Genomic DNA, 20,211 nt, shown 5'->3' with positions numbered 1-20,211 from the left:
TTTAAAAGGTGTATCGATAAATCATCTTGTCGCGCAGTGAGATGAATGAACGGCGCATTTCATCCCACTTACGGTGGATTCATGGCGGCAGTGTCAGTGCCGCTGAGTACAGACATAATATGGAACGAACTCACCGGAGAGCATCACTGAATTAATATTCAGCCGGGAAATGAACAGTTCAACCTTACTTTTTGGCTGACGATAAAATTCCGGGAACCACACGCTGGCCATTTCAGGTGAGAGTTTATCGTCAATAGAGGCGAGGATTTGACCCGAGACCCAGGTATACCGCGAGCCGACATGATGACTGGTAAAGACTATCGTCCGGTTTACATTCTCACGGGTGCCATCTTCGCGAGTTACAAATCCGTTCATTGAGAGTGTTCCGCTATTTTCATCAATATTCAGTTTCGTTGAAAGACGCAGAATACCCGACTCTCTGTGAAAATTAATGTTGCCGGAGCAGGAGAAGCCGGATGTAATGCCATATCTATACCAGATCGTAAAAGCCGTCAGTGCGACAGCCAGCCCCACGGTTGAGAGAAAAAAAATCCTTTTAATCATGATAATAACCCGTGTCTTTGTAAATAAAATAGTTTGAATAGCAGATGTCGTCCGAGAACAGGGCGATCTTTTTGCGGCAGTTTATCGCGGAGACCTTATTGCTGTAGGGATAATTGGTCAGGTAAAGCACCCTGGGCTCTTTACAGAAACGACTGAGGTAATCCACCATTTTGAGGTTCTTGAAATCGTAAGCACGGTTATTCTGATAAACCTCACATGCCCCCAGTTTTCCCGTATTAACATAATTTCCGGGCGAAACCGCAGGGTAGAGGATGAGTGAGCAGGCGACGATCAGCAGGATGCTGAGCAGCAAAACATAGCGCGGCCACGCAATGGTGACAGCACGCTTTTTTATCGCTGGCCCGGACAAAGTATCTGAAATCCTGAGAGAGGCCGAATAATTAATCGCAACCCCCTCGGGCTGAATCAGGCCCGGACTGCTGAATGTCTCACTGCTGCTTTTCATCTCTGGCTTAGCCTTAACTGATTCTGTCTCACCGGCCTGCCGCGGAGCAGGGCGGGTTTCCGGCGGGTTCGCCTGTCCGGCCATTGCGCGTGGCGCGTCGCTGTTTTGCTCCTCAGCCCTTTCACTCTCTGCCGGGAAGAGAAAGCCCTCTGCGTCATCGCTGTCCTGATCCTGCTCCTCCGCCTGCATCGTTTCTTCTTCTTCAGGCGTGTCCATATTGATATAGGTTAGCGCAACAGAAACCTGCAGATTGAAGATAAAGCCCCGCCGGTGAATGGTTTCGATAATCCCATTATCGAAATCCCCCGCCTGATTCAGCATTTTTCGTAAATAGAAAATGGTGTTATGCAGCACATTCAGCGAAGCTGTCATGCCAAAGCGTTCCCAGCCGAATTTATACAGGTCATTGTGGGTGACCAGTTTGCCATGATTTTCAAGCAATAATAGCAGGCAAAAGGCCGCTGATGCCCTTAATTTGACTTTAGTATCATTGTCCAGCCTGACCAGACATTTTTCAGAAAGGATAAATTTGACGTTATCGCCAATAATGTAAATGCGTTTCATTTTTATTAAAGCCCTGGCAGGTGATTGAAACAACGCTCTGTGAAAGGCGTTTTAATTATTTTTATCGCTGTTACTGTGCGTCTAAGAAAATTCCTAATCATTATTTATAATCCATCCGGCGGAAAAAAGTAAATATTTTGAGTAATGTACCCGCCTTTATCCGTTGGTTTTCCTGAGGATACCAGGCGATCGCTTTTAAACTAAAAATTTAAATTACTGAATGCAAAGGGATTTTCATGGGTTATTAAAGTAAATAAAATTTAAGATGCTCTGCAGTCAGATTTTCTTAAGATGGGTTTACTTTTTTATAAGAATGACTAAAACCCATGCAACACAAAAGGTTTTTACCTGAAAGAGCAGAGCAGAATACAATGCGCGTTATTAACACCGCCGGAACCGAAATTCGCCTGAAGAGTCAGGAGGTTTGTATCATCTGGTTTCTTATGACCGGCATGAAACCCAGGGATATCTCGCTGTTCCTGCAGATAACCGAGCAGAATGTGAGTTATTACAAAAGAAAAACCATGAAAAAGTTGCAGGTGAAAAACAACTTTGAACTTTTTTCATGGTTCCGGTGTAACAGAAGTGTGTTTAACAGCGAGAAGGCTGAGTCTTATATATTAAAGCGCAGTGAATTCTGACAGTATTGATAATTACCGTTATAAATTAACTGGCTTCGAAGGGGCGTAAGATGAGTGAATCTTTTAGTGATGCAGAGAAAAAAATTATCAGTGAGACAATCACGTTCTATGTTGAGAAACTGATCAACGACACTGTTGAGCTTATTCATCAGACCGAGCGTGAGGCGGATAAGCGACTCAGTGAAGCCGGCATTCAGTTCGACCTCTATTCGCCGGCAAACCGCGATTACCTTACCGCAGTACTGCACGAGAATCTGTTTGACCGTCTGCACAAAGGTGACCCTGAAACAGCCAGGCTCATTCTGACCATGAACGGTAAGCGGGTGGGCGTCTATAAAGATGATGAGGCGTGACATCCCTGAGAGGAGAAAGACGTGGGACATTCTGTGCCACGGCGCGTTCACTCACGCACTCCAGGTGTGATGCGCCGCGCGGAGACACAGCATCGCGCGGCCGCCCTGATGCCCTGCACTCGTTGACGTGCTGACGGCAAACGCGCTCAGCAGGCGGCCCTGCTGAGCGTGACCTCAAAGCCGCCTGTGTTCAGATGACATCGCCGCAGATGCGGCCTCTCTGCTCAGGCGGTAAGACTCTCAATCGGTTCGACAATGCACTCCGGGTGCGCATGCAGGCGTGCCAGCGCCTCGGCATAGGAGGGCATGGAGTCGGCCGCGCCAGCACGCTCGACACAGAGTGAGGCAAAGGCCGCAGCAAAGCGCGCCGCCTGCGGCAGATCGTCGCCGGACGCGAGCCGGGCGGCAAGCGCGCCGTTGAAGGCATCACCCGCGCCGGTGGTATCGCGCGGCTGCGCCGGAAAGAGCGGAATGCGCTGCTGCTCGTCGGGCGTTGAGAGCAGGGCGCCCGCAATGCCCAGCGTGATGATCACCTGACGTGCCCCTTTCCGATGCAGCACCGCCGCGGCACGGCGGGCACTGTCGAAATCGGTGACGGTTATGCCGGTGAGCTGGCTCGCTTCGGTGCTGTTAGGCGTCAGCAGATCGACCTTTGCCAGCAGCGCATCGCTGACTTTCTGCCACGGTGCCGGATTGAGGATCACGAAGGTGCCGCTGGCACGGGCATTATCGATCATGCGCTGAATGGCGCTGAGGTTATTCTCCAGCTGCACCAGCAGGATATCTGCGGCGGCTACCGTTGGCTGGCAGCGCGTCACCTCTGCGGCAGTCACGGTGGTATTGGCTCCCGGATAGACCGAAATCATATTTTCCGCATCATCGCCTGCGACATAGATTAGCGCGTTACCGGTGGGCTTCTCCTTGCAGGTAAACAGCGTAATGGCGTCAAAGCCGGTTTTTTCCAGATGACGACGCGCAAAGAGGCCGAAATCGTCATTACCCACTTTGCCGATGTAGTGCACCCGCGCGCCCGCGCGCAGCGCCGCCGTGGCCTGATTCGCGCCTTTACCGCCTGCGCCCATCATGCTGTGGTGCGCCGTCAGCGACTCACCCGGTAGCGGAAAGCGACGCATCACGGCCACGACGTCGAGGTTAAAAGAGCCGAAAACACACACTTTTCCTTTCATCCTGCGCTCCTGAACAGGCGTTCGGCGGCGAGACAGGCACCGCGACAGCCCGTGTAGTCGGTTGAGTGGCTGAAAATAATCTTCAGGTTTTCGCGTGTGACCGGTGGCCGCAGATGCTGCTGGATCTGGCTGCGCAGCAGGGCCAGCGGAAAATCTGCCATCGCCAGCACGCCGCCGCCAAGGATCAGATATTCCGGGTCGAGTATATTCATCTCGGTGGCGATCAGCTGCGCCAGCCGTCGCACAAACGCCTGAAGCTCCGGCTGTTCCCCGTGGCGGGTAAACAGCGCGGCGATCGGGGTGTCGGCGGCGTTCTGCGCGGCCCAGTGACTCAGCCAGTGGCCTGAGGTCAGGGTCTCCGCGCAGCCGCGATTGCCGCACGGGCAGGGGAGATCGTTCCCCGCGACCGGCACATGGCCCAGTTCGCCTGCGCCGCCATGCTCGCCGTGATAAAAGTGACCGTTCAGCCACAGGCTGTTGCCCATCCCGGTGCCGGGGTAGAGACCCACGGCGTTATCCGGCAACTGCTCCAGCTGCAGCAGGTCCCACAGCATCAGATGGTTCACATCCTTGTCCATCGCGACCGGCACGCCGAGCTGCGCCGCCAGACGCGCCGCCACCGGCTGATGATCCAGTGCCTGAATAAAGGGCAGGGAGATCACCTGTTTTCTGTCGCGGCTGAGGATGCCGGGCAGCCCCAGCATGATGCCGCTGACCGGCTGCTGCTCCAGGGTTTCGTCAATCAGCTGTGCCAGCGCCTGCAGCGCGTCGGGCTGCTGCGCCCAGCTGGCGGTAGCCACCTTGCGAAAGCTGCTCCAGACGCCTCCCTCTTCCATCAGCTGCAGCCGGGTACCGGTGCCGCCGATATCGATACCGAGCCAGCGTGATCTCATGCGGACACCTTCGTCAGCCCCTGGGCCTCATCAATGCTGTCGCGCATCATCTCCCACGCGGTGGCCAAATCCTCATGAATATTGAACAGGCCGGAGGTGCCGACAATCAGCACTTCCGCGCCCGCGCCGAGCAGCTGGTGATAGGTGCGGGTATTGCAGGAACCGTCGATCTCGATCAGATAGTGATAGCCGTGCTGCTCTTTCAGGGCTTTCAGCTCCCGCACCTTCTCCACCATCTCCGGGATAAAGGGCTGGCCGGCATAGCCGGGATCGACCGTCATCACGGTGATCTTATCCAGCAGATGGATATAGTGCTGGATGTAGGACACCGGCGTCGCCGGATTCAGCACCACGCCCACCTTTTTACCGAAGCTGCGGATCAGGTTGATGACGCGGAACGCATCGCGGTTGATGGTCTCCGCGTGTGGACAGATATAGTCCGCGCCCGCCCTGGCAACCGCCTCAATAAAATCGGTGGGCTCTTCCACCATCAGATGCACGTCGATCGCCACGCGGGTAAAGGGACGGATCTGCTCAATAAAGAAGGGGGAGAGCGTAATGTTCTTAACGTAGTGACCATCCATGATATCCACATGAAGAAAGTCAGCGCGCGAGTCGAGAACCTGCAGCTGGTGCTTGATCTCCATCAGGTTCATACACATCAGTGACGGGGAGATTTGAGTACGCATCATACTTCCTTCTTTTCAGTCAGAGGATTAAGCACCGCGGCCAGCCTGCTGAGCTTTACGGCACGGTGTTCGTTGAATCGGGTTTTGAATTGTTTAAAGGCGAGAACCACAATCAGCACCGCGCCCCACATGGCCAGGCTGACGTGCTGGCTGATGTTCATCAGATTGAAACCGGTGGAGAGCACCTGCAGCGCGATCAGCGCCAGCACCACGCCGGTCACACGGCCGAAACCGCCATTGGGGTCGGTGCCGCCGAGAATAATCGCCAGCACCGTCAGCAGCAGATAGGCGTCGCCGTAGCCCATGCGGGCGGAGTTGAAGCGCGCCATCATGATCAGCCCGGCCAGTACGCAGAGCAGGCTGGAGATCACATAGACCAGCATCACCATGCGATGGGTATTGATCCCGCTGAACCAGGTGGCGTTGATGTTGCTGCCGCCCATATAGATACATTTACCGGCGCGGGTTTTACCCAGGAACAGCGCCAGCAGCGCGGCGGCGACCAGGAACACCCAGAGCGGCAGCGGCATACCCAGCAGCGTGTCGGCGCCCAGTGCCTGCACCACCGGCGGCATACCGCTGACGGCCGCGCCGTGGGTCAGCCAGATCCCGATGCCGTTCAGCGTCATCATCGTCGCCAGCGTCACCAGAATCGGGTGTGCGCCGATCCGCGTCACCATCAGCCCCGTTACCACGCCGATGGCGGCTGCGATCAGCATGGCCCCCACGATAGCGATAAACAGCCACAGCAGCTGCAGCGCCATTCCGGCACCGGTGGGCAGGGCGCTCATCAGCGTCCAGGCGATAAACAGCGCCGTGAGGTTCGCGGTCGCGATAATCGCGAGGTTCAGGCCGCCGCTGAGGATGGCGATAAACATCGCCAGCGTCAGTAAACCGAGTTCCGGCAGCTGAAACGCCATACTCATAAAGGTGGAGTCGGTCAGGAAGCGACCCGGCAGCATCACCGTGAAGGTGGCCAGTGCCAGCGCGATCAGCAGCATCAGGCCGATGTTGGTTCCGTCGGGTCGCAGTGCAGTCAGTGATTTCATCATCAGTGCCCTCGGTCACACGAAACTGACATCAGTTTCTTTGCGTTTTTTGTAGTGGGTCACGGCGATCGCAATCATGATGACGCCGCCGACCACAATGTTCATGAAGTAGTTCGAGACGCCGACCAGGTTGAGGCCGTTCTTCAGGATGGCGATCAGGAAGACCCCCATCAGCGTGCCGCTTACCGTGCCTTTGCCACCCATCAGGCTGGCACCGCCCAGCACCGTGGCGGCCAGCACGTCCAGTTCGCCGCCAACCAGCGCATTGGGCACCACCTCGCCCATGCGATAAACCTGCACCAGCCCGCCGATGGCCGCCATCGCGCCCAGCCAGCCGTAGGCGAACACATGAATCAGACCGACGCGGATACCGATACGACGGGCCGACTCCGCATCGCCTCCGACGGCGTAGAGCTGGCGTCCGAGATTGGTTTTGTTCAGCAGCAGGGCGGTGATCGCGGCGATCAGCAGCATGGTGACCAGCGGCAGTCCGACCTGGAAGCTCTCACCCTGCCAGCTGAACGGCAGCACGTTGCGCAGCGTGATCCACCACTCCGGCAGCGAGTAGAGGCTGCGGCCGCCGGTGACCCACATCAGCAGCCCGAACAGCAGCGACTGCATGCTGATGGTGATGATGATCGAGACCACCCGCAGCGTGGTGATCAGCAGCGCGTTGATCACGCCGAACAGCGTGCCGCACATCACGGCCAGCAGAATGCTGAGCAGCGCACTGTCGAACTGGAACTGCACAAACAGCGACGCCAGCAGGTACTGCACCACCGAGGCGACGGCCGCAAACGAGATATCGATCCCGCCGGTGACCAGCACCACAAACAGGCCCAGCGCGAAGATGCCGGTGACGGCGTAGCTCTCCGCCAGATCCAGCAGATTCTGCATGGTGAGAAACTGATCGCTGGCGATCGAGAAAAACAGAATGAACGCCAGCAGCACCCAGGCGAGCCAGCCCTGACTGGAGTGCGGACGGAAACGGGAAAAGTCAGGCATTGATTACCTCCGCCAGCTGCTGCTGTTCGACGCTATCGGGTTGGTATTCGGCATGGATCGTGCCATCGCGGAAGTGCAGGATCCGGTCGCAGTTGTACCAGACCTCCGGCACCTCATCGGAGATCAGGATGATCGACAGCCCCTCTTTTGCCAGCTCGTGGATCAGCTGGTAGATGCTGGCCTTGGCACCCACGTCGACGCCGACGGTGGGGGAATCCAGGATCAGAATGCGCGGCTGGGTCAGCACCCATTTCGCCAGCACAATTTTCTGCTGGTTGCCGCCGGAGAGAGTGGAGATGGCAAGATTGGGATCGGCGACCCGCACGCCAAGCTGCTGGATCCACTGCAGGATCAGCTTGTTTTTGCGATACTCATCAATCAGGTGAAAACGGTTCTGCAGCTTGTCGAGGATCGGCAGCACCATGTTGTCCGCCACCGACTGCTGCTGCACCAGGCCCAGCGTCAGCCGATCTTCGGAGACGTAGCCGATGCCCGCCTTGATCGCATCCTCATGGCCGCGAAAGCGCACCGGCTTGCTGTCGAGCCAGATCTTACCGCTGTCGGGACGGGTCATGCCGAACAGCGACAGCGCCAGCTCCGTGCGACCGGAGCCGAGCAGGCCGCACAGCCCCAGTACTTCGCCTTCATAGAGTTTAAAATTAACGTCGTGATACTGCCCGGCGCGGGTTAACGACTCGATCTCCAGAATGGCGCGATCGCCGTTGCGCGTCGGGGCTTTGAGCTGGTAGTCGAGCTTCAGGCCGGTCATCAGCTCCGTCAGATGGTGCGGCGTCATCTCCCGCGCAGGCCAGCAGCCCATTTTGCGCCCGTCGCGGATCACCGTGACGCGGTCGGAGATCTCCAGAACCTCATCCAGCCGGTGGCTGACAAATACCACGCAGATATTTTTGTCCTTCAGGTAGCGCACGGTACGCAGCAGCTGATTGACCTCGGTGCGGGTCAGCGAGGCGGTCGGCTCATCCATGATCACCAGCCGCGCATCGGCGACCAGCGCCCGGCAGATCGCCACCTGCTGACGCTGCGCGATAGAGAGCGCAGCGACCTTTTCATCCAGATCGAGATCGAACTTCAGTTCGGTAATGATATTGCGCGCGCTCTCCCGCAAACGGGCGCGGTGGTGCCAGCGCAGCAGGCCGTTGAGGTTATGCTCAAAGGCGATGTTCTCTGCCACGCTGAGGTTAGGGAACAGCGACAGATCCTGATAGATCACCTGGATACCGAAGTCGCGCGCCTGCCGGGTGGTGAGGCGCGGCAGCGTCGGGCCGTCGCCCAGCGTGATGCGGCTGCCGCTGTCCGGGGCGTGTACCCCGGAGATAACTTTGATCAGAGTGCTCTTGCCACAGCCGTTGGTACCAGCGAGACAGTGCACTTCACCTGCCAGCAGGGTCAGGGAGATATCGCTCAGCGCGCGGTTACCACCAAATGTTTTCGACAGATTCTCGAGCGCAATCAGCGTCTGTGGAATGACCTCTTGCATATCAGAGCCCCATTTTGACCAGTTTTGGCAGGTTGTCTTTGTCCAGACTTTCGGTGCTGTTGCCCAGAATGGTGTGGGTGGCTTCATCCACTTTGACTTTGCCCAGCCCCTCAATCGTCATGCCGTCGGTGATTGGCTCTTTCTTCTGCATCATGTCGGCGATGCGGACAAAGACTTCGCCAGCGGTCTGCGGATTCCAGATGTAGCCGCCCTTAATGGCGTTACGCTGCACCAGCGAGGCACCCTGGCCCGGACTGAAGGAGCCAATGACGCAGACCTGGTCGATTTTTTTCCGGTTCATAACCGCACGACCCGCGCCGATAGGTCCCTGTGAGCCAAACGCCAGGATACCTTTCAGATCCGGGTATTTGGACATCAGCTCATTGGTGGTACGGATGGAGTCATCCAGCGATTCGCCGACGCCAAATTTGTCGGTGACCAGCTGCATTTTGGGATAGTGCGCTTTCTGATAAGTGAGCGCGGCGTCGGTCCACTGCTGATGCAGCGGCACCGTCAGGCTGCCGACATACATGGCATATTTGCCTTCGTCGTGCATGCAGTTCGCCAGGGCTTTCATGTGGTTGATGCCGTGGGTGGTCGCATCGACCAGTTCGAAGTCCCAGTTGGCGCCCTGCTGGCCGGGGGACTCATGCGTAATCACTTCGATACCGGCGTCACGCGCCCGTTTCAGCACCGGCTCCAGCACTTTCGGATCGTTGGGCACGACGCCGATGATATCGACCTTCTGCGCGATCAGATCTTCAATGGCGCGCACCTGAAGCGCCGGGTCAGCGGCGGTCGGCCCGACCATCCACGCATCAATACCGCGTTTGGCGGCTTCGCTTTTGATGCCCGTTTCCATGGCATTAAACCAGGGAATACCGCCTATTTTGACCACGATCCCCATACGTAATTTATCAGCGGCCTGCGCACCGGTGGCGGCAAACAGGGCAAGCAGAGAGCAGGCAATAAGATGTTTTTTCATACAGACTCCTGGTTAATTTTTAATTAGCTGCATGGATTGATAACGCTGAGAACAGACAATGACGTTGACACCATTCCATGCCAGTTCCTGTTCAAGCTCTTTATCTTTTAATTGGTCGGTAATAAGAAAATCGACATCGCGGTAGTGACAGATACGGGCAAAAGAGGGGCGCAGAAATTTACTGCCATCCATTAAAAGATGTTTTCTTTCTGCGGCCAGCAGCATCTGTTGTTTCAGGTGCGCATTATTCTCATTGCCTTCGCGTAAATATCCGTCGTTGCCCAGACTGCTACAGGAAAAAAAGATTTTATTAATCTGAAATTCGCGCAGCGGCTGTTCGGCCACCACGCCGTGAAAATCTTCATCGCGATCGGAATATTCCCCACCCAGGCAGATGGTACGGATACTGCCGCGCGCCGCCAGCGTCTGCACGATGCGCAGCGAATTGGTTAATACCGTTAACTCAATGTCCGGCAGCTGTCGCGCCAGATACCAGCAGGTGGTACTGCTGTCCAGCAGGATACAGTCACCGGGGCTGATAAAGTCGAGCGCACGCTTGGCGATGATCATTTTTTCATCAGCGTGCTCATTAATGCGCTGACGGAATGATAATTCATTCTCTTTAGCGATCCTGTTATTTCCCGCCGTGCCGGTGCTCTGTTTTTTTATCAATACCGCACCGCCGTGGCTGCGCTGTAATAAACCGCGCTTTTCGAGCTGGCTTAAATCCCGGCGAATGGTTTCCTGTGAAACCTGACACAGCGTGACCAGTTCTGAGACAATTACCCGGCCATTAATATTAATCTCATTAATAATTCTCTGCTGTCTTTCAATCGGCAACATACATTTCCTCCGATGGAGATAAATTACTGGAAGCGAGTACGGGAAAATGTGGACTGGGCAGGAGTCCACGCGGGCAAATAGCGACGCCCTGTATTAAGTGATGAAGTCAAAATAAATCATGCAAAGCCATGCGATTAATTGCATGTAAAGGTGATTTGACTCACGTATTTTCGCTCTGCGGGCCGGTGAAAATAAAATACCGGACAGACAGACTACACCGCTATTGCGGTGACAGCATGACTGTTTATGACCGTTTGTGTGGGTTTGACCGTTTTAGCTCACGCTTTCACGTCTTCAGTCAGCAGACGACGATACAGGGAAGCCGGGCAGGGGAGATCGCGTGGCGATTCAAATGTAAATCGAATTGATAATAGTTATCGTTTCTTTTATTGTTTGAACCTCTTCAGGGAAACGTAAAGGAATCGGAAGAAGATGACTCTTTATCAGAAAACAGACAGAGCGTTTTTGGGCAGACAGCTGGCTGCCGGATTAGCCGGACTGACGCTGGGCCTGCTCAGCTTCACGGCTCAGGCGGTTACCGTTACCGATGTGGCGGGGCGCACCGTCACCGTGCCGGATGACGTTCAGCGCGTGGTGCTCGGCGAAGGGCGGCTCTTCTTCGCGCTTTCGCTGCTGGAAGGGCAGAAACCTTTTGACCGCATCGTCGGCTGGCAGGGCGATTTCCGCAAGCTGGACCCGCAGACCTACGCCACGTACCGGGCGAAGTTCCCACAGATCGACAACATCCCGCTGATCGGCACCACCAGCGCCGACAGCATCAGCCCGGAAAATGTGCTGAAGCTGAATCCGCAACTGGCGATTTTCGGGTTGTCGGGTCACGGGCCGGGCCGCGAAAGTGAGCTGGTTAAGCAACTGCAGAAGGCGGGCGTGCCGGTGGTATTTGTCGACTTCCGCACCTCGCCGCTGAAAAATACGCTGCCGAGTATGGCACTGCTGGGCAAGGTGCTGAACCGCGAGAAGCAGGCGCAGGACTATATCCGCTTCTATCAGGAGAACATCAGGCGCGTTACTGACGTCACGCAGACCATCCCACAACAGGATAAACCCACCGTCTTTATCGAGCTGCGCGCCTCCACGGCGGATGAGTGCTGCCGCTCGGCCGGCAAGGGCAACATGGGCGATTTTATCGATCTGGCGGGCGGAGTGAATATCGCCAGGCCGCTGCTGCCGGGCCCGCTTGGTCAGGTGAACCTGGAAAAGGTCATCGACGCGCAGCCGGATGTCTATCTGGTCAGCGGCGGAGCCAGACCGCCGAAAGCGGGCGATCCGCAGCCTGCCGGTTTAGTGCTGGGTGCGCAGACCACGCCAGCGCAGGCAAGCGCCAGCCTGAAGCCACTGCTGGCGCGCAAAGGCATCAGCACGCTGAAGGCGGTGGAAGCGGGCCGCAGTTTCGGCATCTGGCATAACTACTACAACTCCCCCTATAACGTGCTGGCCGTTCAGGTTTTCGCCAAAGCGTTTTATCCGCAGAAGTTTGCCGATCTCGATCCGCAGCAGACACAAAAACAACTTTATAAACAGTTCCTCGCCGTCGAACCGACCGGCACTTACTGGACAGAGTAAAAAGGGACGCGGCTCCGGGCTGCCGGGGCTTTTTACCTCACGGAGAGAAAAAGCGTGAAGATTTCAATGACACCGGCAGTGAAAGCCGGGCTGCTCGCACAACTGATTGCCGCCGCGATGCCGGTGATGGCGGAGGATGTCCGCGAAGCTGACGCCAGTGAAGATCAGATGGTGGTGACGGCCTCTGCGATCCAACAGAACCTGAAGGATGCGCCAGCCAGTATCAGCGTGATTACCCGCGACGATCTGCAGAAAAAACCGGTACAGAACCTTAAAGAGGTGCTGAAGGATGTGCCTGGCGTGCAGATCACCAACGAAAGTGACAACCGCCAGGGGGTCAGCCTTCGCGGGCTGGGCAGCAGCTATACGCTGATCCTGATCGATGGCAAACGCGTCAACTCCCGCAACGCCGTCTTCCGCCACAACGACTTTGATCTGAGCTGGATCCCGGCCGACGCGATCGAACGCATCGAAGTGGTGCGCGGGCCGATGTCCTCCTTATATGGTTCCGATGCGCTGGGCGGTGTGGTCAACATCATCACCCGTAAAGTGGGCACGGAATGGCACGGCACGCTGAGCGCCGACACCACCGTTCAGGCGCACCGCGATCGCGGCGACAGCGGCAACGGAAGCTTCTTTACCAGCGGGCCGCTGGTGGAGGATCTACTGGGCGTGAAAGTCTATGGCGCGCTGGGTAAACGCAACAAAGATCAGGCCCGCTCCGCCAGCGGCAGCACGGGTCAGCCGCGCATCGAAGGCTCGACCTCACGTAACGCCAACGTCGAATTCTCACTGACACCGGACAAGGATCAGGAGATCACGTTCGGCTATGGAAAGGATCGTCAGGATCGGGATTCCGACACCCTGGATAAAAACCGTCTCGAACGCGAAAACTACTCGCTCGGCCATACGGGCCGCTGGGGCGGGGCAAATACCGAACTGCGTTTCTACGGTGAGAACATCGAAAATAAAAACGCGGAAACCATCACGTCAAAAAACAACTCACTCGACGGCAAAGTGGTTATCCCGCTGGGCGAATATACTCAGTTCCTGACCTTTGGCGGTGAATACCGTAACGATAAGCTGGACGATGCCGTAAACATGAAAAATGGCGGCAGCACCCAGGCGAACCAGTATGCGATGTTCCTGGAAGATGAGTGGCACATCCTGGAAAATCTGGCGCTGACCGGCGGCGTGCGTATGGATGACCACGAAAACTATGGCGTCAACTGGAGTCCGCGTGCCTATCTGGTCTATGACGCGACGGAGAGCATCACGATGAAAGGGGGCTGGGCATCTGCATTTAAAGCGCCGTCGCTGCTTCAGCTCAGCCCGGACTGGCAGAGCACCTCCTGTCGCGGCAGCTGTAACGTCGTCGGCAGTAAAGATCTGAAAGCGGAAACCAGCGAAAGTCTGGAGTTCGGCCTCTATTACACCGGTCAGAAAGGGCCGCTTGAGGGCGTCACCGCCAGCGCGACGGTGTTCCAGAACGACATCGACGACATGATCACGGTGATCCGCACCGCTAACCGCGGTCTGGCGCCGACCTACCAGAACTTTGCCGGCTTCGACGCCAGCGACAATCCGATCTTCCGTTATTACAACGTAAACAAAGCGCGTATCCGCGGGCTGGAAACCGAACTCGGCCTGCCGTTGAGCAACACACTGAACCTGAAGCTCAATTACACCTACAACGATGCCCGCGACCTGAGTAATGGCGGCAATAAACCGCTGTCTGAACTGCCGTTCCACACCAGCAACGCCACGCTCGACTGGACACCGCTGGTGGACTGGAGCTTCTACCTTTCCGCGAACTACAAAGGTCAAAGCCGCACCGTCACCAACGGCAACGCCACGCCAGGCGGCTACACGATCTGGAATGCGGGCGGGTCATATCAGGTGAGTAAAGCGGTGAAGATCCGGGCCGGGGTGCTGAACCTGACCGATAAAGATCTCAATCGCGACGACTACAGCTACAACGAAGATGGCCGCAGATATTTTGCGGCGGTGGATTACAGTTTTTAAGGGGAAGTGCTGGCCGGGGCTTCGGGTCCCGGCTAAGCCCATCATGTTTGAGTTGCCAGCGTCCATTCCGGCCAGCCTTCGCGGGGCAGGGCAGCACTGAATACGGCTGATGCTATCCGCTTCGCCGGACAATCATCTGACATCCTTAGCAACCGGTGAACCAGTCGCCTGGGCTGACAGCGCCATCTGAGATTCCACAGCAGGCAGGCGACCGGGGTTCGCAGCTTTTAAAATTACTGCTGCGCACGCATAAACCGTGCCCGCCACGGCTTAAGAACCCATAACGCCAGCCCGGCGGTAATAAAGTCGAAGGTGATCGCGCAGCCAAAAACTAAATGCCAGTTATGGGTGTGCTGATACATCAGCGCCGCCAGCGGGCCGCCGAAGATCGAGCCGATTCCCTGAGAGATGTAGAGCCAGCCATAGTTGGCTGAGGCATTTTCACTGCCGAAAGTGTCGGTGAGCGTGGAGGGGAACAGCGAGAAGATTTCACCCCAGCCGAAGAAGACGACGCCTGAGAGCAGGACGAACAGCAAGGGGTCTTCGCGGCATGCCAGCCACAGCGTCATCGCCACGCCTTCCAGCGCGAAAGCAATAAACATGGTGTTTTCGCGCCCATAACGGTCGGAGATAAAACCAAACAGCGGTCGCGTCAAGCCGTTGGTAAAACGATCGATGGTGAGCGCGAGGGGCAGTGCGGCCATACCGAAAACCACCGCCTTGCTGATGCCGAAGTCTTCGGCAAAAATCGCCATCTGCGACGTCACCATCAGTCCCGAGGTCGACATCATCGTCATCATCATGAACATCAGCCAGAACAGCGGCTGGCGCAGCATTTCCCCGGATTTAAACTGGCGCTGGCCCACTACGGGTGCGGATTTTCTGCTGACCGGTGTCATCATGCTGGTTTCAGGCAGCCTTAAGTTCTGGCTGGCGAGAAGACCTACGGCGGCGAAGATCAGGCCAAAGACCGTCATGGTCTGTTCGAGGCCGTAACTGTTAAGCGAGATGGAAATGGGGAAGGTGGTAAAAATCGCGCCCATGCCGTAGCCCGCTGCCACGGTTCCAGCAGCAAAACCGCGCTGCTGTGGAAACCACTTCATCACCAGACCGACCACGCCAATATAAACGATCCCCGTACCCAGCCCGCCCAGGCAGCCATAGACCAGATAGAGTGATGCCAGGCTGTCGACCCGGGCGGCGATCACCCAGCTGAAGCCAGCCATCAGCGTACCGATAGAGATCAGCAGTCGCGGGCCAAAACGCTCGACCAGCCGACCCTGAAAGGGTGAGAAAAAGGTCTGCAGAATAATCAGCAGCGAGAAGGTCACCTGCAGTTCCGCGAGCCCCACGCCAAGTTTAGCTATCATCGGTTTAGTCAGCAGCGTCCAGACATACTGCGGGCTGGAAATCGCCGCCATGCAAAGTAAGCCAAGCAGAAGCTGCACCCATTTACTGTGTTTCGCTATTACCACCGGTTCGCTAATTGAGGTCATTGCACTCTCTCCCAGAATTACGCTCTGTTATGCAGCCAGATTCAGCCTGCTCTGTGCAGAATTTGCTGATGTCGTCTGCATCCAGACGGTTAATGGCTGATGCAGGTCTGAGATCCTCAGCCCTGCAGAGCTACGTAATTAAAAAGTTTGCAGGAACTGTGCCAATGTAAAAATCATTTATTATCAATGGGTAAGTGAATTATCGAAGTGATAAGTGTGATGCAGTGCAAAATATCAGTGCGCTGGGTTGGTGCGGTGAAAAGGGATGCGCGTGGGAAGAGGAGCGAGGGTAACTGAGCTTAAGATGGGCAGGTTAGAGTGGTTTTTGGGAAATTAAAGAGACGAAAAAGCCTGCGGGGTTGCAGGCTTTTTAGGGAGAGGTGGGGGGGATTGTTAGTCAGGGCTGGTGGAGTGCAAACAGATAGGTCGATCTGTCCTCTTTCGGGTTATTCGATTCTTTTTTTTGCGCCTCACCGGGCATTTATTTTTCCTCATCAAACTCACCTCCCAGACGTTTATTTCTCAGACGAAAGCTTTCGCACTGTCATCAGAAATTCGCGTGCAGTGGTTTCCCAGAGTTCAGGCGAGAAGTCAAACTCGTATCGTTGCCTGAACGCCTCTTCAACACCAGAGCCATAAGCAGCGATAAATTCGTCCACCTCTTCGATAAGATCGTTAAGCATCCAGTCTGGCGCAGATTTTTTGTATAACCGGATGATTCCCTCGATCGTATCCTCACCATCATTGATGATGTCAGCGTCCTGGTTGAAGTAACCAAAAACCAGTTGATCAAGAAAATAGAAGTTTTGCATTTTGTACCTATCAATCCGGGAACGCGGTGAGAATGTAATAAGGTTTATCGTTATAACGTTGAAACTCAATGATGATGACCAGCTACCCGTTGATTAACACACCGCGATGTTAGTCATGTCTTCATAAGTCACATGAGGACTCCCCCATGAAGAAGCGTTTTTCAGACGAACAGATCATCAGTATTCTCCGCGAGGCTGAAACCGGGGTTTCTGCCCATGAACTCTGCCGTAAGCACGCTATTTCCAACGCCCTTTTACACCTGGCGCAAGAAGTATGGCGGCATGGAGGCGCCCGGGGTTAAGCGCCTGAAGTCGCCTCAGGAAGAGAACGCCAGACTCAGGAAACTGCCTGCAGAAGCCATGCTGGATAAGGAGGCACTTCAGGTGGCTCCGGGGCGAAAGCACTAACGACAGGCCAGAAGCGGGAAGCCGTGGTGTTAATGTGTGATGTGACCGGTCTGTCGCAACGTCGTGCCTGCAGGCTAACAGGTTTGTCCTGAATGAGCACGGGTTTAGCGACATCGTTCACGCCAGAAGAATCTTCAATGACTGGCGGCAGGATTATAACGAGTGTCGTCCGCATTCAGCACTCAATTATCAGACGCCATCAGAGTTTGCAGCACGGTGGCGGAATGTAAAATGTGAGGGTAAACAAACCGACATTACTAACTGATGGTTGTATCTAATACTGGGGGCAGGTCACGATACCTCGAAGAGTCATTAGCTGAAACTATCGGCTTGTTAAGAGCCAGAGGGATGAGTAGGGAATATATCATTGAAGGCTTTAAATTCCCTCTTGGAAATACATATGAAATCACCTATACATTGTTGCGGCATGAAACCGCAGGTATTCTTTTGGGGCCAGTAATGGTTGGAGGGTTGATGTATAATGTTTGGTATGGAGTTCAGCAATGATAACGGAAAGTAAAGCTGTTGAAATTGCCAAAGAATATGCGAGAGAAACCGGTCATGGTTGGGATGAGCGTTTTCATGAGGCTGTGATAACCTTTTTTGATGGTAAGTCTGTTTGGGTTATTTCAACTTCAGATTTAAAATTCTCTGAGGATCTTCCATGGATGATGGAAAGTATGCCTAATCCAATTAAATATTATATAGATGTCTATAGTGGCGAATGTATTGCTATAGGGGGAAGAGGTAGTGCGATTCTTCGATTAAATAAATGAAATTTTCCATTAATGAATTTATAAAAAATGAAAGTGTTTTATTAAAAATTTAAATGCGTTGTCTGCAGGTTTCAAAGAATTAAAGTTACACGGAATCATGAAGCCTGCTAACAACGTTATCGAGTAAGATACAAGGTTTTCTTGTATGCCACTAACCGGGTAAGGGGTAAAGAACTGGCGTGAAACGGCAGCACTTCTGGCTGTGAGCGTCATTAGTTGCTCTGCAGAAGGAGAGCCTTTTTCACGATCCCATTCCAGCGATGGCTCAGCTTTATCAGCCTGGTTGATAACGAAAACAATGCTGTCTGTCGATACGCCACAATCCAGTAGAAAACGGTGGAACTCTTCGTCTGTGGTACAGGCCCGGTCATCGGCTTTCATCACCCAGAGGATGAGATCCAGCTTCGGTAACTGTTCCTGATACATCTGACGATATATCTCATCATGCTTCAGCGATTCACCTGCGCCCGGCAGATCGACCAGCGTCAGGCAGCGTCCCCCTGCATTCAGGTTAAAGTGCAAAGGTTTACGTGTGCAGCCTTCCGCATGACTGACCGGGCTGAGAGGATGTTCAAAAAGGGCATTGCAAAGCGAGGATTTTCCGACCCCTGATTTCCCCATGATGCCAATCACCGGTTCGTAATGAATGCTCTGGCGTATATGTTCCAGCACCATACTGGTTATATGCCCGGGAAGAATGGATAAATGTTGCTTCAGGACATTAATGCCCTGTTCTGTGAAATCAGACATGTAGCCTCCGCAATGAAAAAAATCGATACAGCAACATCGCTGTCAGGTATTCACTGCGGTAGTACAGGTCTGTTTTTTTTTGCATTCGAATTACGGGCGAGGAATGTGATTTTGTGGAGCAAACCGGGGGAATTGCCCCGGTTCACTGATACGGTAAAATGATATCTAACGTCGCATTACCCATTCGTTCAGTTCTGACTCCAGCCAGCCAACGGATTGTCTTCCCAGTTGTCGTTGTTTTGGAAATGTTTCATCGTAGCGTGGCGATTTTGGATTGAGCCAGTCGTATATGGTTGAGCGTGAAATTCCCATTTTTTTCATGACTTCTTTTAGCCTCAAGATCCTCGGTGAATCAGGAACGTTTGCGTAACTGGATGTATGGGAGGAGAGGTGGTTTTGTAACATCTTGGCTTCCTTAATATACGTTTGTTCGGGTGGGTCCATATTGCCAACCACGCTGGGGCTGTCATACACTGGAAGTAACATTAAAATAAAATCACTTTAGGGATTTACTTTTCATGAGGGATGTGGGTGTGGATTTTTTTTGATGATTTCTATCTACAAGTCTGTGCTGCTATTGAGGACAAATCTTCTGAGCTAGAACGAAAACTTGAATCAGATAAAAAAGAAAGTAACCAAAACATTCTGCGTACTTACAGGCAAAGTGCTCGCGATAAAATTGAAGACTTCAAGATTATTGAAATAGCACAAAAAAACGGGCAACCGATTTTGGATATGGACAATAGTGATAGCATTCGTTATTCCAAAGAATTTATAAATGTTGGTGGGATAATGGTTGAGAGGCCTTTTCTTTATAAGAAAACCTATGCGGAAGTTCGGGCGGAAAATCGTAAGAGGATAGTTGGTGGGAAATTGACTGGGCTTGCGAGTCTATATGTTGAGAATTGTGAAGATTTATCTCTCTCTATGGCTTATGATGATTTTTACTGTGCTCAATTCCAATTTGAATCAGGTGATAAAAAAGGGAGTTGCAGTTTATTGCTCGATGCTTTTTATTATATTGATAACTATATGACACGAAGTGAGGATAGAGCATCATCAGATTATCATCGACTTATGGTCTCTTTTGACCGAGCATGCAAAAAAAACAATTCAAGCATTGGTGGGAAAAATAAACTGACAGATCTGGAATATATGAAAGAGCTCCTTGTTACTATTCTTAGAGATATTACCCCTCGCGAAGGCTGGAGAACTAAACGTCAAGTTTACAAAAATCTAATACCTTACCTTTGTGAAGAAGATAAAAAAGTTAATCCAGCTAGATGGGAATATGATACTGGTAATAGAGAGGAGACTATCCGCGGAAGGCTCGTTAAATGGTTTAGTTGTGAATTTAAAGAGATGCTTGAAGAATTTATGTTCAAGAGAAAATGAGTTTCAAACTAATTAAGTTTGGATGTTTTAGCTTCCTGTGAGGTATCACAGGATTTCATTGAGTTAATCAGGTTGTGGCAAGGCTGCCTTAGAGACCCCATCCTCAGATAATACGCAAGTTATCAGGAATCCTCGCTTACGTGATGTTGTTCAAGGAAAGCATTTTGACCAAAGTCTCATACTACATGAGACATAGTTGTCTTGTAGTTTCAGTGAACTAATGTTTTT

The 20,211-nt window shown here is 53.7% G+C and carries 20 protein-coding genes and 1 pseudogene; 7 read left to right on the top strand and 14 right to left on the bottom strand.

Features of this window, described 5'->3' with window-relative positions; genetic code table 11:
- Positions 1-93: 93 nt before the first annotated feature.
- Complete coding sequence (locus AB1748_RS15710) at positions 94-564, bottom strand: hypothetical protein (protein WP_367395721.1); 471 nt, start codon at positions 562-564, stop codon at positions 94-96.
- Positions 557-1,594 (bottom strand): transcriptional regulator, encoded by a 1,038-nt coding sequence (locus AB1748_RS15705; RefSeq protein ID WP_367395720.1) that lies wholly within the window; start codon positions 1,592-1,594, stop codon positions 557-559. Before AB1748_RS15705 ends, AB1748_RS15710 begins: the two co-directional genes overlap by 8 nt.
- A gap of 326 nt (positions 1,595-1,920) precedes the next feature.
- Here AB1748_RS15705 and AB1748_RS15700 point away from each other — a divergent pair, with 326 nt between their 5' ends.
- Together AB1748_RS15700 and AB1748_RS15695 are read left to right on the top strand one after the other, a co-directional pair.
- Positions 1,921-2,235 (top strand): LuxR C-terminal-related transcriptional regulator, encoded by a 315-nt coding sequence (locus AB1748_RS15700; RefSeq protein WP_111139940.1) that lies wholly within the window; start codon positions 1,921-1,923, stop codon positions 2,233-2,235.
- Positions 2,236-2,285: 50 nt separating this feature from the next.
- Positions 2,286-2,588: a hypothetical protein gene (locus AB1748_RS15695; RefSeq protein WP_111139941.1), complete on the top strand. Its 303-nt coding sequence runs from the start codon at positions 2,286-2,288 to the stop codon at positions 2,586-2,588.
- A 224-nt stretch (positions 2,589-2,812) separates the two neighbouring features.
- Here the strand turns inward: AB1748_RS15695 and AB1748_RS15690 are convergent, their stop codons facing one another.
- The 8 genes from AB1748_RS15690 to AB1748_RS15655 are packed head-to-tail and all read right to left on the bottom strand — an operon-like array spanning position 2,813 to position 10,737.
- A complete protein-coding gene (locus tag AB1748_RS15690) occupies positions 2,813-3,775 on the bottom strand; it encodes a ribokinase (protein WP_367395719.1) in 963 nt (320 codons plus the stop codon).
- On the bottom strand, positions 3,772-4,668 hold the full coding sequence (gene alsK, locus AB1748_RS15685) for an allose kinase (protein ID WP_111139943.1): 897 nt from the start codon (positions 4,666-4,668) through the stop codon (positions 3,772-3,774). Before alsK ends, AB1748_RS15690 begins: the two co-directional genes overlap by 4 nt.
- Entirely contained in the window at positions 4,665-5,357 is a 693-nt protein-coding gene (gene alsE, locus AB1748_RS15680) for a D-allulose 6-phosphate 3-epimerase (RefSeq protein ID WP_111139944.1), read from the bottom strand. The genes alsK and alsE overlap by 4 nt, the downstream gene beginning before the upstream one ends.
- Complete coding sequence (locus tag AB1748_RS15675) at positions 5,357-6,406, bottom strand: ABC transporter permease (RefSeq protein ID WP_367396351.1); 1,050 nt, start codon at positions 6,404-6,406, stop codon at positions 5,357-5,359. Before AB1748_RS15675 ends, alsE begins: the two co-directional genes overlap by 1 nt.
- Before the next feature lie 15 nt (positions 6,407-6,421).
- Positions 6,422-7,411, bottom strand: coding sequence for an ABC transporter permease (locus AB1748_RS15670; protein ID WP_111139945.1), 990 nt, complete (start codon positions 7,409-7,411; stop codon positions 6,422-6,424).
- The gene (locus AB1748_RS15665; RefSeq protein WP_293773014.1) at positions 7,404-8,909 is read right to left on the bottom strand and encodes a sugar ABC transporter ATP-binding protein; all 1,506 of its coding nucleotides are present in this window, start codon (positions 8,907-8,909) and stop codon (positions 7,404-7,406) included. The genes AB1748_RS15670 and AB1748_RS15665 overlap by 8 nt, the downstream gene beginning before the upstream one ends.
- Before the next feature lies 1 nt (position 8,910).
- Positions 8,911-9,894 (bottom strand): substrate-binding domain-containing protein, encoded by a 984-nt coding sequence (locus tag AB1748_RS15660; RefSeq protein ID WP_111140630.1) that lies wholly within the window; start codon positions 9,892-9,894, stop codon positions 8,911-8,913.
- A 12-nt stretch (positions 9,895-9,906) separates the two neighbouring features.
- The gene (locus tag AB1748_RS15655; protein ID WP_111140629.1) at positions 9,907-10,737 is read right to left on the bottom strand and encodes a DeoR/GlpR family DNA-binding transcription regulator; all 831 of its coding nucleotides are present in this window, start codon (positions 10,735-10,737) and stop codon (positions 9,907-9,909) included.
- A 432-nt stretch (positions 10,738-11,169) separates the two neighbouring features.
- Between AB1748_RS15655 and AB1748_RS15650 the strand changes: the two genes are divergently transcribed.
- Complete coding sequence (locus tag AB1748_RS15650) at positions 11,170-12,321, top strand: ABC transporter substrate-binding protein (RefSeq protein WP_111140628.1); 1,152 nt, start codon at positions 11,170-11,172, stop codon at positions 12,319-12,321.
- 66 nt (positions 12,322-12,387) lie between these two features.
- Positions 12,388-14,346: a catecholate siderophore receptor CirA gene (gene cirA / locus AB1748_RS15645; RefSeq protein WP_367396350.1), complete on the top strand. Its 1,959-nt coding sequence runs from the start codon at positions 12,388-12,390 to the stop codon at positions 14,344-14,346.
- A 233-nt stretch (positions 14,347-14,579) separates the two neighbouring features.
- Here the strand turns inward: cirA and oxlT are convergent, their stop codons facing one another.
- Both oxlT and AB1748_RS15635 read right to left on the bottom strand, forming a co-directional pair.
- Positions 14,580-15,842 (bottom strand): oxalate/formate MFS antiporter, encoded by a 1,263-nt coding sequence (gene oxlT / locus AB1748_RS15640; RefSeq protein WP_367395718.1) that lies wholly within the window; start codon positions 15,840-15,842, stop codon positions 14,580-14,582.
- Positions 15,843-16,357: 515 nt separating this feature from the next.
- Positions 16,358-16,654 (bottom strand): contact-dependent growth inhibition system immunity protein, encoded by a 297-nt coding sequence (locus AB1748_RS15635; RefSeq protein WP_367395717.1) that lies wholly within the window; start codon positions 16,652-16,654, stop codon positions 16,358-16,360.
- A 146-nt stretch (positions 16,655-16,800) separates the two neighbouring features.
- Here AB1748_RS15635 and AB1748_RS15630 point away from each other — a divergent pair.
- Both AB1748_RS15630 and AB1748_RS15625 read left to right on the top strand, forming a co-directional pair.
- Positions 16,801-17,327: pseudogene (locus tag AB1748_RS15630) on the top strand (transposase).
- Positions 17,328-17,565: 238 nt separating this feature from the next.
- On the top strand, positions 17,566-17,838 hold the full coding sequence (locus AB1748_RS15625) for a PepSY domain-containing protein (RefSeq protein ID WP_367395716.1): 273 nt from the start codon (positions 17,566-17,568) through the stop codon (positions 17,836-17,838).
- Between the two features lie 18 nt (positions 17,839-17,856).
- Here AB1748_RS15625 and AB1748_RS15620 read toward each other — a convergent pair whose 3' ends face one another.
- Positions 17,857-18,588, bottom strand: coding sequence for a GTPase family protein (locus AB1748_RS15620; protein ID WP_367395715.1), 732 nt, complete (start codon positions 18,586-18,588; stop codon positions 17,857-17,859).
- Positions 18,589-18,753: 165 nt separating this feature from the next.
- Entirely contained in the window at positions 18,754-18,993 is a 240-nt protein-coding gene (locus AB1748_RS15615) for a helix-turn-helix transcriptional regulator (RefSeq protein ID WP_367395714.1), read from the bottom strand.
- 120 nt (positions 18,994-19,113) lie between these two features.
- Here AB1748_RS15615 and AB1748_RS15610 point away from each other — a divergent pair, with 120 nt between their 5' ends.
- Positions 19,114-19,983, top strand: a complete 870-nt coding sequence (locus AB1748_RS15610; RefSeq protein WP_367395713.1) for a hypothetical protein — start codon at positions 19,114-19,116, stop codon at positions 19,981-19,983.
- Positions 19,984-20,211 lie beyond the last annotated feature (228 nt).

This window comes from Pantoea sp. Ep11b (assembly GCF_040783975.1).
Classification (GTDB): Bacteria; Pseudomonadota; Gammaproteobacteria; order Enterobacterales; family Enterobacteriaceae; genus Pantoea.
Note: the sequence above shows the minus strand (reverse complement) of the source record. Positions and strands in the feature narration are given on the sequence as shown.

What these genes read in the sequence shown, in the direction of transcription:
- AB1748_RS15625 (WP_367395716.1), top strand. Translation starts at nt 17,566, where the DNA reads ATGATAACGGAAAGTAAAGCTGTTGAAATTGCCAAAGAATATGCGAGA.
- AB1748_RS15615 (WP_367395714.1), bottom strand. Translation starts at nt 18,993, where the DNA reads ATGTTACAAAACCACCTCTCCTCCCATACATCCAGTTACGCAAACGTT.
- AB1748_RS15690 (WP_367395719.1), bottom strand. Translation starts at nt 3,775, where the DNA reads ATGAAAGGAAAAGTGTGTGTTTTCGGCTCTTTTAACCTCGACGTCGTG.
- AB1748_RS15695 (WP_111139941.1), top strand. Translation starts at nt 2,286, where the DNA reads ATGAGTGAATCTTTTAGTGATGCAGAGAAAAAAATTATCAGTGAGACA.
- AB1748_RS15665 (WP_293773014.1), bottom strand. Translation starts at nt 8,909, where the DNA reads ATGCAAGAGGTCATTCCACAGACGCTGATTGCGCTCGAGAATCTGTCG.
- cirA (WP_367396350.1), top strand. Translation starts at nt 12,388, where the DNA reads ATGACACCGGCAGTGAAAGCCGGGCTGCTCGCACAACTGATTGCCGCC.
- AB1748_RS15635 (WP_367395717.1), bottom strand. Translation starts at nt 16,654, where the DNA reads ATGCAAAACTTCTATTTTCTTGATCAACTGGTTTTTGGTTACTTCAAC.
- AB1748_RS15670 (WP_111139945.1), bottom strand. Translation starts at nt 7,411, where the DNA reads ATGCCTGACTTTTCCCGTTTCCGTCCGCACTCCAGTCAGGGCTGGCTC.
- AB1748_RS15610 (WP_367395713.1), top strand. Translation starts at nt 19,114, where the DNA reads ATGTGGGTGTGGATTTTTTTTGATGATTTCTATCTACAAGTCTGTGCT.
- AB1748_RS15710 (WP_367395721.1), bottom strand. Translation starts at nt 564, where the DNA reads ATGATTAAAAGGATTTTTTTTCTCTCAACCGTGGGGCTGGCTGTCGCA.
- alsK (WP_111139943.1), bottom strand. Translation starts at nt 4,668, where the DNA reads ATGAGATCACGCTGGCTCGGTATCGATATCGGCGGCACCGGTACCCGG.
- alsE (WP_111139944.1), bottom strand. Translation starts at nt 5,357, where the DNA reads ATGCGTACTCAAATCTCCCCGTCACTGATGTGTATGAACCTGATGGAG.
- AB1748_RS15660 (WP_111140630.1), bottom strand. Translation starts at nt 9,894, where the DNA reads ATGAAAAAACATCTTATTGCCTGCTCTCTGCTTGCCCTGTTTGCCGCC.
- AB1748_RS15700 (WP_111139940.1), top strand. Translation starts at nt 1,921, where the DNA reads ATGCAACACAAAAGGTTTTTACCTGAAAGAGCAGAGCAGAATACAATG.
- oxlT (WP_367395718.1), bottom strand. Translation starts at nt 15,842, where the DNA reads ATGACCTCAATTAGCGAACCGGTGGTAATAGCGAAACACAGTAAATGG.
- AB1748_RS15675 (WP_367396351.1), bottom strand. Translation starts at nt 6,406, where the DNA reads ATGAAATCACTGACTGCACTGCGACCCGACGGAACCAACATCGGCCTG.
- AB1748_RS15655 (WP_111140629.1), bottom strand. Translation starts at nt 10,737, where the DNA reads ATGTTGCCGATTGAAAGACAGCAGAGAATTATTAATGAGATTAATATT.
- AB1748_RS15650 (WP_111140628.1), top strand. Translation starts at nt 11,170, where the DNA reads ATGACTCTTTATCAGAAAACAGACAGAGCGTTTTTGGGCAGACAGCTG.
- AB1748_RS15620 (WP_367395715.1), bottom strand. Translation starts at nt 18,588, where the DNA reads ATGTCTGATTTCACAGAACAGGGCATTAATGTCCTGAAGCAACATTTA.
- AB1748_RS15705 (WP_367395720.1), bottom strand. Translation starts at nt 1,594, where the DNA reads ATGAAACGCATTTACATTATTGGCGATAACGTCAAATTTATCCTTTCT.